The following is a 12,135-nucleotide window of genomic DNA, read 5'->3' as shown; positions in this document are numbered from 1 at the left end:
CGGCGGACGGCGTCACCCGATGACGGGGCACGCTGTCAACGGCCAACTCACTCGACTCCGACCAACGCACCTGATCAGGCGGTTCGCGGGGAGCGACCCGCGCACCTACGTGCGGATCATGGCGGAGTGTCGGGATTTCCGGTACGTCATCCTGACCCACATGGCTTGCCGGCCCCGCCGGCTCGACTGACCTGCTGCAACGACGAATGAAGGCCCGACCGGGCCGGCAGGATGCTACGCGCAACGCCGATGGCCCATATCTATCGATCATCGTGTCGATGCCTCACCATCGGCATTGGCATCGGCACCCGAACCGACGCCCGCCGGGCGCTGTCCCGGCGGCGGAGCCGGCCTGACCCTGCTGTCCGGGAACGGCCGGTTCACCGCTTGCGGGCCCGCGCGAACTACAACCGCAACGCCGCCGGGGTACCGGACGACATCGGGCTGATCATGAGTAATCGTGAGGTGAAGCACGACATCAAGCCGGTCTCCTGACCCGTGCCCGTGCGTATCGCCGCCCTGGTCCGGGGGTTCGTCTCGACGTTCCTGCGGCCCCGACCGCAGCGCACTCCCGGGCCGCGCTCGCGCTGCCCGGCGTCCACGGCCCCGCTGACCTTCGGGTCCACCGTCACAAGGATCTACGGCCTCACCGTCGTCATCGGCGCGTCACCTGCCGGGCCGTGTTCGCGGGCCGACCCGCGACCCGCGGTGGACCGGGCGTACCCGTTGGCCGGGTGCGGCCGGTCCACCGCTGTGTGGGGCCCGTCCCGCGCCCGGTCCGGCTGGGTGGGGGCGTCGGTGTCGTCGGCCCGAGTGTGCCGGGTCAGCCTTGTCCGGGGAGGGGCGGGCGGACGGCTCCTTCCTCGGCGGTGCGGTCGAACGCTCCGGGGCGGGCGAGGTCGGTGAGGAGTTCGTCGATGAGGTCCCGGGTCACATGGGGCATGACGTAGACATGGCTGTAGTCGTGTCGTTGTCCGTCGCGGCTGAGGGGAACGCAGGCCAAGGTGTACTTCGCGGTGATCCCGGCCCGGGGCTGCTGGAACCAGACGCTGAGCGCGTGGTCGCCGTGTCCGACCTCGATGCCGTCCTCCGCCCAGGGCTCACCGCGCTCCTGGAGGAGGGCGCTCAGTTCCCTGAGCCGGCCGGCCGTGTACTCGGCGACGTGCAGGGATTCGGCGGCCTGCCGTACCTGTTCCTCCTCGCCGAACCGCGCGAGGTGGTTCCACATCGCCAGGGAGGCGAAGCCGCTGCGGGAGCCGGCGAAGGTGCTGTCCGGTGAGGAGACGACCGCCGGGTCGGACGGCGGGCGCAGCTTGGATCCGGCGCGGGACAGGTAGATGCCGGTGGGCACCGGCGCCCCCGGGTACTTGTGCCCGCTGGTGACGATCGAGGACACCTCCGGGATCCGGAAGTCGAAGACCGGCGGTGCGCTCTCCACCAGCCCGGCGTCGCGGGCCTTCTCCAGGTAGGGGGCGTAGGCACCGCCGAGGGCGCCGTCGACGTGCACCCAGTACCCGTTCCGTACGCTGGTCCGCTCCGGGTCGTCGGGGTCGAAGCGCACCGTGCGGTCGACCAGACCGTACGCCTCGAAGACCGGCCGGAGCCGGGCGCAGGCGGTCGCCACATCGTCGTACGCGCCCTTGAAGACGCTGCCGACGTTGAAGTTGACGAGGACAGGGTGACCCTTGGCCGCGAAGAACTCCACGAGCGGGACGAGAGCGTCGATGTCGACCGTGCCCGGGCCCTCGTCGCCGCCGGTGGTGGGGACGCCGCCCAGGGGCCAGCCGTTGTACGTCCGCATGCCGGTGCCGGACAGGTCGATCGGGCACTCACCGGGGTAGAGGCTGCCGCCCAGGTCGTAGAAGGTCGGGATGTCCAGGACCCGCATGGCCTTGATGTGGGAGTAGTGGGTCTCCTGGGAGAAGAAGGCCACCGGGGAGTAGGCGTTGGGGTTGTCGTCGGGGTGCCGGGCCCGGACGTAGGTGGTGCGGCAGCTCGCCTCGCCGGAGATCTCGTCGCGGACGAGGGCGTTGCCGTCGAGGTAGTCACGGGCGTTCCACAGGGCGTAGAGGTTGCCCTCGGTGCTGCCCATGGACAGGACATATCCCCAGGCGTCGTCGTTCCGGGGGCGGGTGGGGTCCTCGGGCATCGGGGCGTGCCACAGCCGGGCGTAGTGGTCGAGCACCGCGCGTTCCAGCCAGCGGGAGTGCAGGGTGAAGCTTCCGTCGACGAAGGGGTCACCTGCGTTGTTGATGTGGTGGCGCAGGAAGCGGCCGAGGTCCGCGTGTCCGTCGAGGGAGAGGTTGACCTGGTAACCGAGCATCCGGGCCCGGTGCCGTTCGAGATGCTCCTCCAGCCGGTCCAGCACCGCCGTCCGGCGCTCCTCGGTGAAGGGCTCGGTGCCCAGACGGTAGTCCGCGTCCGACAAAGGCGGTAACGGTGCCCCGGTCGCGCCGGGGATTGTGTCGGTCATTGCGTTCGTGCCCTTCGATGTGGTGGGAGTTGCATGAAAGCAGAGAGTGCGACGACCCCGTGGCGAGCGAAGGGATCGGGAGGACTGGCAGCCGGTCGCCCGGACGCGATGCGAATGAGGGAGTGGCCGGCCTGCCGGGCCAGGCTTGAACAGCGAATCGCTCGGAGCCTCGAACACAGGTGACGGGGACAGAACTGTCGGCTCCGAGAAAGCCCGAGTCGTCCTCGCCACGGAATCGGGGGACTGAGGCGCGGCACATCTGAAACTGCCCACGTTCATCCGTACGCGTGTGGGGACGTTCGCGCGTACGCCGACACTGGGATCGATCGGCCCACAGATCTCGACGACTACCTACTGGCGCGTGAGCAAGCCATGAGTACGCATGCTCATGCGCCCCAGGTGAGCGTGCGGCAAAGATTCGTCTATGCCATCAATTCGCTTCACCGCGTCCGTCGTCATAGCGGCTGCGGGCTCCCTCGCCCTGACCGCCTGCGGCACCCAGACGGCCTCATCCACATCCACCACCCCGGTCGGCTCCCAGGTCTCCGCCTTATCCGCCCGGCAGCCCGCCGAGAAGCGGTTCCTCGACCTCCTCAACGAGTTCGCGCGCCAATGCTCCCCCGACGCCCCCAGCGGCAGCGGCGCCGCACCAGACCCCGGGACACTGCCCGGCGGCATCCCCAGCGGTGCAGCCCCCCGCACCGACAAGCCCGCCGGGACACCTGACGCGAACGGCGACATACCCATCCCCGTCGATGAGTCAGGCGAGATGCCCGACAAGCCCATGCAGTCCGGCCCACCACAGGAAGCCGAACTCGGCGAAATCGAAAAGTGCGCCGCCGCCAAGCACGCCGAGCGCCTGACCGCCAAAGCAGCCGGAGAGCCGCACACCACCTACAGCACACTTCAGCAGACCATTATCGCCGCCGGATACCCTGCCGACCGCATCCACAAGATGCCCGACCTCGGCGGCGACCCGCGCGCCCGAGTGGACCTTCGGTTCATGGGCTCCGGCCTGGCAGTGGACGTCATCGGCACCGGAACAGGCGTGATCGCGGAACCCTTCGGCGCCCCCGAAGACGAGAGCGTGTCCGTGGCCGAGGTGAGGCGGAAGCCGAACCTGGACGCGCCGTCCTCCTGAACCGCCGAGTGAACCGTTCCGGGTTCGGTCGAGACTCGATTCCGTGAACGGACCGAGCCATGGCACGCCGGCGGGCATCGGTTCGGCCTGGCGGCTCCAGCTCAGGGCGGCCTGGCCTCGCTGCCGGCTCTGAGAGAACCGGCCCGCCCGTCGCGCGACGCCTGCGCCAGGGCCCGGGGAGGTCCCCGCAGGCCCGGCGCCGGAGCGGGTGCCTGCCTCAGGCGGAGGCCGTGCGCCGCCGGAGGACGATGAACACCGCCGCCGCGCCCAGGGCGAGGACGCCGGCCGCTGTGCCGAGCAGGACGGGTGTACGCGTAGATGAAGCCCCGGACCCGTTGCGGTCCGAGGCCTCACCGGGCTTTCCCGCTGGCCCGTCAGGTGAGGTTCGCGGAGGCATTGTCGTCCCAGCCGTCCTCGCGCTGCATGTAGCCGAGGAGGGAGCGGGAGTGGCGGGCCCAGCCGCCCTGATCGGCGATGGCGACGGTGTCCTTGCCCTTCAGGCGGCCCGTGGAGGCGAGGCCGATGCGCAGGGAGTGCCCGGTCCAGGCGATCGGGGCCCCGGCCCGGGCAGAGATGCGGCTGATGGCCCGGGTGACGGAGTCGGGGACCATGCCGCCGGTCACCCGGCCCCAGCGGTCGATGCCGACGAACGCCGGGGCGGACGGGGCGCTCCAGCGGGCCTCGGCTTCGGCCGCGAGCCGGGCGCGGTAGGCGGTCCAGGCCCGTACCGGGCAGATGACCGGGTCGCTGGCGTAAAGGATCTTGGCGTCGCGCACCGAGTGCTTGGTCTTGCCGGTGAGGACGGAGACGACCAGGCCGCGGGGGTGGGTGGCGACGTCAGCGGCGAGGAGTCCGGCGGGGTCCTGGGAGCGGGAGGCGTAGTGGAAGCCGGTGAGCACCAGGGCCTTGTCGCGGGCGCCGGTGAGGGTGTCGGGGCAGGCCCGGGCAATAGCCCGTAGGCCGTCGACGGTGCCGCCGACCGCCTGTCCGCGGCCGCGCCGCTCCCCGGCCTGCAGGAGCTTGACCGCCAGGCCCTCTAGGGCGGCGCGGGCTTCGGCCTGGTCGTCGCCGGAGACCTTCACGCCGCGCCGGCGCAGCCCGACGACGGCGGCCGCGAGGTGGGTGGACGCCGAGGAGGGGGCGTAGCCGCGCCCGTTCTGCCGGCCCTCGCGCAGCATCCACGTCACGAACGCGACCAGGGCGCCCCGGGAGCCCTCCGGCTCCGGCAGCCGGGCGACGGTGCAGAACCGCGTCCACACCCGCCACGACTTGTCGTAGGTGTCGACGGTGTTGTCCGGGGTGATCTCGGCGGCGACCGCGTCGGCAAGGTCCTCGGCCTCGACCAGGCGGCGGGCGGCGTCGACGCCGTGGCGCTCGGCCCACCGCTCGATGAGCGCCTGGCGCTCGGCGGCCGCCGGGTCCGGGGAGGCCGGGAGACCGTCCGGCGCGGGCGTGTCGGCGGCGGCCGGGGCGAGGACGGTCGTCACCGCTTCTCCGGGGCCGGGACAGCGGTGAGCCGGGGCGGACGGGGCCCGGCGGGGAGCCCGGTGCCGAGCAGCGCGTGGGCCATGTCGTACTCGCTCCGGGTCGACCGGCCCGTGTGCGGGTCCTCCCGGGTGCCGGCCGCGAGCAGTTCCTGGATGCCCGGCTCGTCCTCGGGCGCGTCGGGGCGCTCCGGGTACGCGGTCCCCCGGCACAGGTCATCGACATGCCGCAACAGGGCGTAGTACTCGTGCGTGTGCGTCGGGCCCTGGGCGCCCGGGCGGGGCAGCCCCACACCCAGCGACCGGCGGTAGTCCGCGCCCTCGGCGATGGCGGGGCCCAGGGTGCCCTCCCGGCGGGAGGCGACGGCCCGCGCGGCCCAGGCCCGTTCCGAGGTCGAGCGGTGGAAGTCGATCGTGCGGTCGCGCATGTCGACGTAGCGGTACCCGGCGAGGGCAGTGTCGAGGTGGGCGCGCATCTCCTCCTCCCGGGGCCCGTCCGCCCACATCGCGATCCACCGGGCGCCCGTGTCGTAGTACAGCCCCACCTCGACGTCGGCGACCTCGGACAGGTGCCGGGCCAGCAGAGCGGCCTGACGGCTGCGGCTCATCGGTTGCCTCCCCTTCTCCGCGCGCCGGATGACCGGCCGTCATGTCCGTTCTGTCGCGTCGGATAAGGAGAGATTATCCGATGCGATACCCCGGGCGGGATCGTGTGCCCGTGCCCCACCCTGGTCCCCGCCGCGCCGAAGATGGCGGAGCTCCGCCTCCTGGTCCGCACCGCGCAGGAGGCGCAGAAACTGAAGGCGGTGCTGCCCGGCGGGCGAATCGCTCATTCGGGCTGCCGGAGCACGAGCAGCTGACCATGTGCTGAGTCCGGACGGGCACCGGGCGGCCTCCGATACCGGCCGGATGGCGGAGGGGCGCTTACGAGGCATCCCCCTGTTCGAGGTTCAGCATCTCCGCATCCACCACGGCTGAGACGGATCGCCGTAGGAGTCCACGATCGTGCGGGAACAGTAGACCTCGTCAAGCGGAGACACCAGCCGCCGGAGCTCCCGCGATGCACCTGTCGGCAGCCCGCACAGGGCCTGCTCCAGCATCTCTCGTGGATGAGCGTCAGAGGGACAGCAGGCCTCAACTCCACAGCCACGGGCCTGTGGATCCGTCAGCCTACGGGCCGGGCCGTGAACGGTGCCGACCCACCGAGCCATCGCGTCGGCGATGGCCCCTGGCCACAAAAGTGAATCCTCGAACGCGGCAATCTCTCTCTGCGCGCGCGCCGAGACCCCAGAGGCGATCTTCCTGCCGTGCTCCGGGCGGAGCCTGCGCGACAACTTGGCGCGCACCTGGCCTGGCCGTCTACGCGCCATGGGCCTTTCGTCGGTTCGTCATGGACGACATCCTCCCAGGGTGAGGCCGTTCCGATCAACGCGGCCCCGATCATCCGGCCTCCCCGCTGCCCGGGAGGCAGACATCCCGACCTCTCTTGATCTCCCGTCGACTACATGTACGCTGCGTATCACCGCAGGTCGAGGCCATCTATGGACTCCCGCGGTCGGTAAAGTCTCCGACCTGGTGGTCTTCCTGGAGCGGGCCGGGCTGGAGGACGCGGAGAGCCTGGTCGACTCCGGTCCGCGGCTGATCGAATGGCGCGGTGCCCCGGCGCACACCTACCCGGGGCCGCCCGAGGACTGACGCAGGCGGTCCGTGCGGGCGGCTCAGCCGCCGATGATCTGCAGGGCGGTGATGACCAGCACGCCCCTGCTCACGTAGTAGACGACGAAGAACCCGGCGACGGTGGCCGACCTTCTGTCCTTCTCGCGGCTGCTCTTGGCCGGGGTGGTGCGGTGTCCGTCCGGGGCACTGGCGAGCTTGGCCATCCCTGTCTCGAAACGGGCCCGGGCGGCGGAGGACATCCGGTTGAGCGAGTCCTGGGCCTGGTCGGTGTACTGGACGGTGAAACGGCGGCTCACGCCACCTCCGGGGAGACGCACCGCTCGTCTTGGCGGTGGAAGCCGCTGTGGTCGCCGGTCTCAAGGCGGGCGACGTCGGCGTCGATCTGCTCCCACACGGCTGCGGGGAGTGCCCAGGTGGCGAGGACCTGGGCGAGCTGCGGGCCCGGGGCGCCCTCGATCCGCGCGGTGAACTCCGCCCGCTCCGCCTCGGGGAGCGCGGCCCGCACGCTCTCGATCGTCGTGGGAAGTTCCACCTGCTCACCGTCGATGCAGGTCGTCCAGGTCTCGGTCACCGCTGGCTCCCTCGTCTAAGCGGGCCACCGTACGCCCGCCGGGCCGGCGGGCGAGGCGCTTCATCCGTCCGGGCGATCCGGTTCCGGACAGCCCGCCCCCGTGGTCTCCGGCCCGGCCAGCGGTGCGGTGCGGCGGTCATCGAGGTAGAGGCGTGCAGGAGGCGTTCCGGGAGGCCGACCAGCTTCTGGCCGCGGTGCCCCTCGGTTGCAGCTCGGGAGGCCAGATGGACCGTTCCCCTCCCCGGCAGCGCCGCGGAGAATGCGACGGCCCTGCTTTTGACCGGCCGATCCTGCGGGTTTCCCCTGCGCTCCGGCACCCGCACGGGCAGCGACACCGGCCCGACCGGATGAACCATCGCGGGCGTCATGTACGGGCCGGTCGTACGCTGGCGACTTGTAGGGTCTCGGTTTCGATGACATGTTGATCTTTAGTGACCTGCGGTTTTGCTCGTTTTCTCACCGCAGGGTCCTGAAGGACAGTCTCCAAGCCATAGCATTTCTTGGGTCGCGGGCAGCGGTGGTTTAGCGGCTGCCGAGTTCTCCCTTGGCGAACCCGTGTTCGCGCGCCGTGAGCACAGTGGCGAGTGCGGGGACGAGCAGTGCGAGCGCAACCCAGCTCAGCCAGGGTGCATCCAATCCGCTGAGGACGATGCCTCCGATGATGCCACCACCGGCGATTCCGACGTTCCATCCGGTGGTGAGGAGTGCTTGGGCGACATCGCCGGCGTCGCCTGCTGCTTCGGCGACTGCGGTCTGCAACAGGGTGGAGGTGCCGCCGAACGCGAGCCCCCAGAGCGCCGCGCTGGCGTAGACGAGCGTAGGCACGCCGGAGAAGGCGCCGAGCAGCAGCGTGCATGTCGCGAAGAGCGCACACGCGAGGATCATGAGGAGGCGCAGGTGCCGATGGACGAGCGCTCCGGCGATCCAGATGCTCACCAGCGACACCAGGCCGAAGGTGAGCAGCACGGCGTCGACTTGACCTGCCATGCCGAGTGGCTTGAGGAACGGGGCGATGTAGGTGTAGAGGATGCTGTGGGCGAGCACGAACGTGAGGGTCACGAGGAGCACGGGCGCTACGCCGGGAATGCGGAAGGTACGGGTGAGCGGGAGCCGTGAGCCCTTGGGCTGTCCGGGGAAGCTCGGCACCGCCGCGACGACCCACACGATCAACGCGAGCGTGAGGACGGTCATGATTCCGAACGCGTATCGCCACTCGACGAGCTTGGCCAGAAGCGCCGCAGCAGGAACTCCGACGGACAGGGCAACGATTGCGCCCGCCATCGCGATCGCCATTGCCTTGCCGCGCTGATGTGGGAGAACCATCCGTACCGCGTACCCGGCCAACAGCGCCCAGAGCAACCCGCCGGCGATGCCGCCGAGGAACCGGGCGGCTAGCGTCAGTGTGAAGCTCTCGGAGAGCGCGGTGACGGTGTTGGCGATCGCGAGTCCTGCGATCGCCACCAGCAGCAGGTGTCGGCGCGGCCAGCCGATCGTCGCCTTGGTGAGCGGGATCGCGGCGAGGATCGCCCCGATCGCGAAGACGGTGACGCTCTGCCCGGCAGCACTCTCGCCCACACCCAGGTCTCGGCTCATCCCGGGAAGCATCCCGGCGGGCATCGTCTCGGTCAGGAGCGTAATGAACCCGGTGGCGGCCAAGGCCAGAAGACCCGCCAGCGGGAGCCGGGCGTTCGTTAGCGAGCGAGGTGTCAGAGTATCTGGTCGTGTCATGGCCTTACCATCGATGGGTGACATCAGTGTGAAGGTCAACTCGGTGTGTGCCGAGTCACAGAACGCCGGCCACGGAGGGCGAGGAGAGGGATATGCGGATCGGTGAGCTGTCGACGCGCACCCGGACTCCGATGAGGTTGCTGCGCTACTACGAGGAGCAGGAACTGATCGAGGCGAATCGACTGCCCAACGGATACCGGGACTATGAGGAGTACGTCGTTGACCGGGTTCTGCAGGTACGAGGCCTGCTCGATGCAGGGCTACCTACACGGATCATCAAGCAGATCCTGCCCTGCCTGAACACACCCCGCACGATCCACATGCCCTACGTCACGCCAGACATGGTCGCAACGCTCGAACGCGAACGCGATCGCATGGCCGAAAAAATCGAATGTCTCACCAAGAACCACCGAGCCATCACCGACTACCTCGACGCCGTACGCCGCAATATCCGAGCCTCCTAACCGATGCCGGGTCTGCTGCTGAGCCTATTGCCAGCCACTCGGTCAGCTTCTCCGCATCCGCGACCGAAAACCCCCGAAACCCGAAACGCTTCCGGGTCTGTCGTACCCGCCATCACCGTTCCCATAGAACGAGTAGCTGTAGGCGAAGCACAGCCAGACAGCCCAGTCTCAATCCGCCAGCGGACGCACGGACGGCGGTGTCTTAGTCGAGTGCTGCTCGCGGACAGCTCATCTCCCGTTGCGGTATGACTTTTCGTCACCTGCGGCAGTGCCGGTGCGTTCGGACCCCCAGGCTCACTCGCTCCGACGCTCACATCAAGGTCCTGCGCCTGGTCGAGGTGGACTACGGCGGGGATCGGGCCCAGGTCTCGGGCCCGCCGCCGCGCCACTCCACCAACGCCGGGTCGGTGAGGTCAAGGTCTTCGGCGTCGCTCATCCCGGCCGCCGTCAGGAACACCGCGATGTCGGAGACCTTGTCAGCGGTTCCGAGGATCTGCCCGTCCCAGCGCACCCGCCGCCACCCGCGCTCGTCGGGCGGATAGACCACCAGCCGGGGACTCGCCATGCCCCCAGCGTCCCCCGGCCCCGGCGGCCCGCACCACGAGCGCCGGACGGCCCTGCCCGGGCGGGCGAACCGCACGAGCAGAGCCGTCCCGGTGGTCGGCGGAGCCCCGGGGTGCGGTCGGCGGCTGCGGCAGACCCCGGCCCGAACGGATGAACCACCACAGGCGTCATGTCCAAGCCGTTCGGGGCCGTACCGGTGGCCGGTCTCGGAGTGCTCGGCACACCACCACCCGCTCGCTCCCGCTCATGCCGCGCCACCGTCCGTACCGCGCCCGTGGTCGCCGAGGGCTGCGGTGAGCCGGCGGCCCGCCGGTGAACCGCGTCATGGACCGAAGCGCTCCGGGAAGCTGAGCCTGCCCGGACCGGTCCGCGATGGTGATCCGTTGGGCGGTGACCGCAACGGTGCCCCGACGTTCCCGTCTGCGAAAATCGCACTGTGCTCACCCCCTCGCCACCAGCGCGCAGTCCCCCAACATCCGCCTGATGTCTTGATCCTCACCGCCATGGATTCCGGTCGATGTGATACCGGCGAGCGCGTGAGTGTCGTTCCCGGCCGCTATGGTGCGGCGCGTGCGATCGCTGATCACCGCCATCCACGAGCACGCAGACGCAGCCCGCTTCCTCGCCTGGCCCGGCGACTTTGACCTCGACCGCGGAGACCAGGGCGAGGACGTTCACCTCGCGTCGGGCGCGGCTCTGGAGGGTTTCGCGGGTGATGGAGCAGGAGGCACGTACTTCTTCTGCGGCGACGGCGGGGAGGAACGTCCGGTCCTGTACACGGATTCCGAAGGTGGCACGGCTCTGGTCGCGATCGGCCTGCCGGAACTCGTGCGGCTCCTCCTGGTCGCGCCCTGGTGGCGCGACTGCCGAGCGTTCACCGCGGAGGAGAGCGGTGAGCCGGCCCCCACCGCCCGCCATCGCCGAGCGGGCCGCAGCGCTGGACGCGAAGTACGATCCCGACCACGGCGACGAAGCGGCCCAGTTGTACGCCCGACGCTTCGGCGACTGCGACACCTGCCGGGCAGCAGAGCCCGGATTCCGCCGCACCCTGGACGAGGCCCGGGAGCGCGCCGCCAAAGCCCTTGCCCCCGAGACCTACCCCTACATCATCATGCGCCAGACCGCACACCTGTCGGGATGCCATCACGCCTCACCAGGCCGTTCGGGCGCTCATCCGCTGACCGAGCACGAGTTCCGACGCCGGCTGAAGTGGCACGCCCACGAAGAGGGCGTTGTGCGCTATCAGGGGGAGGCCGTCGACTGGGACGGTCTGACGCGGTGGGCGCAGGCCAACACCGGCCCCCAGGGCGGTCGCTACTACCGGGCCTGCAAGTCCTGCACTCCCCCGCTGCCCTGAGCAGCCCGGCGCCCGCTCCTTGTCCATGCCGTGTCCTGGCAGGCCGGGCGGTCAGGGCGGTCAGGGCGGTGGAACGAGCCGGACCGCGGTGACGGTGAGGGCGGCCTCGGCGACGTAGTAGACGACGAACACGTTCCGGACCGTCGCGGTACGCCGGCCCCGCTCGCCTCACTCCCTCTCCAGGGCCCGGAGCCGGACCCGTCCGGGCTGCTCAACGAGACAGGCGAGATGCACGCGGTGGGCCAAGCGGAGGAAGCGGGTGTCCACCCGCGCGTCGGGTGGGCGACTTCATGGATCGCGCCCGCACGGGCCTGGGCGGGCCGTACGGTCGTTCCACGGATGGCGACCGGGCAGTGACGCCGGGTCAGGAGTGGAAGGTGATCCGAGAATGGTCAACGCCCGTACGTACCCGCTGTGGCGGGAGCTCGCGATGAGTGAGGACCTGCCCAGGGAAGCCCTCAAGGCGGTGATCGAAGCCCTGTGCACCCCGGCGACGACCCCGAACGGCTTCGACTCCCAGGCCGACCGATGGCGGGACGAAGCGCTCAAGGCCGCACTGCCCGCGCTGCTGGCCCGGACGTCGGCCAAGCGGCTGCGCGGCCGGCTCCTGGTGCACGCCGACGAGGAGATGCTGGCGGCCCTGGCGGCCGCGGGCACGGTGACCACCGCCGACGTG

General features: G+C 70.4%; 12 protein-coding genes. 5 read left to right on the top strand and 7 right to left on the bottom strand.

The window, feature by feature from the left end; translation table 11 throughout:
* The first annotated feature begins 249 nt into the window (after positions 1 to 249).
* Entirely contained in the window at positions 250 to 495 is a 246-nt protein-coding gene (locus ACF089_RS06925) for a hypothetical protein (protein ID WP_392022847.1), read from the top strand.
* A 328-nt stretch (positions 496 to 823) separates the two neighbouring features.
* Here ACF089_RS06925 and ACF089_RS06920 read toward each other — a convergent pair whose 3' ends face one another.
* On the bottom strand, positions 824 to 2,428 hold the full coding sequence (locus tag ACF089_RS06920) for a histidine decarboxylase (protein ID WP_392022845.1): 1,605 nt from the start codon (positions 2,426 to 2,428) through the stop codon (positions 824 to 826).
* Positions 2,429 to 2,897: 469 nt separating this feature from the next.
* Here ACF089_RS06920 and ACF089_RS06915 point away from each other — a divergent pair, with 469 nt between their 5' ends.
* On the top strand, positions 2,898 to 3,614 hold the full coding sequence (locus ACF089_RS06915) for a hypothetical protein (protein WP_392022842.1): 717 nt from the start codon (positions 2,898 to 2,900) through the stop codon (positions 3,612 to 3,614).
* Between the two features lie 374 nt (positions 3,615 to 3,988).
* On the opposite strand, the gene ACF089_RS06910 is transcribed toward ACF089_RS06915, so the two are convergent.
* From ACF089_RS06910 to ACF089_RS06890, 5 genes are all read right to left on the bottom strand, one after another.
* The gene (locus ACF089_RS06910; protein WP_392022838.1) at positions 3,989 to 5,101 is read right to left on the bottom strand and encodes an integrase; all 1,113 of its coding nucleotides are present in this window, start codon (positions 5,099 to 5,101) and stop codon (positions 3,989 to 3,991) included.
* Positions 5,098 to 5,706 (bottom strand): hypothetical protein, encoded by a 609-nt coding sequence (locus ACF089_RS06905; protein ID WP_392022836.1) that lies wholly within the window; start codon positions 5,704 to 5,706, stop codon positions 5,098 to 5,100. The genes ACF089_RS06910 and ACF089_RS06905 overlap by 4 nt, the downstream gene beginning before the upstream one ends.
* 1,110 nt (positions 5,707 to 6,816) lie before the next feature.
* Complete coding sequence (locus ACF089_RS06900) at positions 6,817 to 7,071, bottom strand: hypothetical protein (RefSeq protein WP_392022833.1); 255 nt, start codon at positions 7,069 to 7,071, stop codon at positions 6,817 to 6,819.
* Positions 7,068 to 7,346, bottom strand: a complete 279-nt coding sequence (locus ACF089_RS06895; RefSeq protein WP_392022830.1) for a hypothetical protein — start codon at positions 7,344 to 7,346, stop codon at positions 7,068 to 7,070. The genes ACF089_RS06900 and ACF089_RS06895 overlap by 4 nt, the downstream gene beginning before the upstream one ends.
* 522 nt (positions 7,347 to 7,868) lie before the next feature.
* Positions 7,869 to 9,074, bottom strand: a complete 1,206-nt coding sequence (locus ACF089_RS06890) for an MFS transporter (RefSeq protein WP_392023415.1) — start codon at positions 9,072 to 9,074, stop codon at positions 7,869 to 7,871.
* 92 nt (positions 9,075 to 9,166) lie between these two features.
* On the opposite strand from ACF089_RS06890, the gene ACF089_RS06885 reads away from it, so the two are divergent.
* On the top strand, positions 9,167 to 9,538 hold the full coding sequence (locus tag ACF089_RS06885; RefSeq protein ID WP_351500553.1) for a MerR family transcriptional regulator: 372 nt from the start codon (positions 9,167 to 9,169) through the stop codon (positions 9,536 to 9,538).
* Positions 9,539 to 9,881: 343 nt separating this feature from the next.
* On the opposite strand, the gene ACF089_RS06880 is transcribed toward ACF089_RS06885, so the two are convergent.
* Complete coding sequence (locus ACF089_RS06880; RefSeq protein WP_392022827.1) at positions 9,882 to 10,103, bottom strand: hypothetical protein; 222 nt, start codon at positions 10,101 to 10,103, stop codon at positions 9,882 to 9,884.
* A 168-nt stretch (positions 10,104 to 10,271) separates the two neighbouring features.
* Between ACF089_RS06880 and ACF089_RS06875 the strand changes: the two genes are divergently transcribed.
* Both ACF089_RS06875 and ACF089_RS06870 read left to right on the top strand, forming a co-directional pair.
* The gene (locus tag ACF089_RS06875) at positions 10,272 to 10,418 is read left to right on the top strand and encodes a hypothetical protein (protein ID WP_392022824.1); all 147 of its coding nucleotides are present in this window, start codon (positions 10,272 to 10,274) and stop codon (positions 10,416 to 10,418) included.
* A gap of 576 nt (positions 10,419 to 10,994) precedes the next feature.
* Positions 10,995 to 11,459 (top strand): hypothetical protein, encoded by a 465-nt coding sequence (locus tag ACF089_RS06870; protein WP_392022821.1) that lies wholly within the window; start codon positions 10,995 to 10,997, stop codon positions 11,457 to 11,459.
* The last annotated feature ends 676 nt before the right edge of the window (positions 11,460 to 12,135 follow it).

Source organism: Streptomyces sp. NPDC014894 (genome assembly GCF_043080985.1).
Lineage (GTDB): Bacteria > Actinomycetota > Actinomycetes > Streptomycetales > Streptomycetaceae > Streptomyces.
Note: the sequence above shows the minus strand (reverse complement) of the source record. Positions and strands in the feature narration are given on the sequence as shown.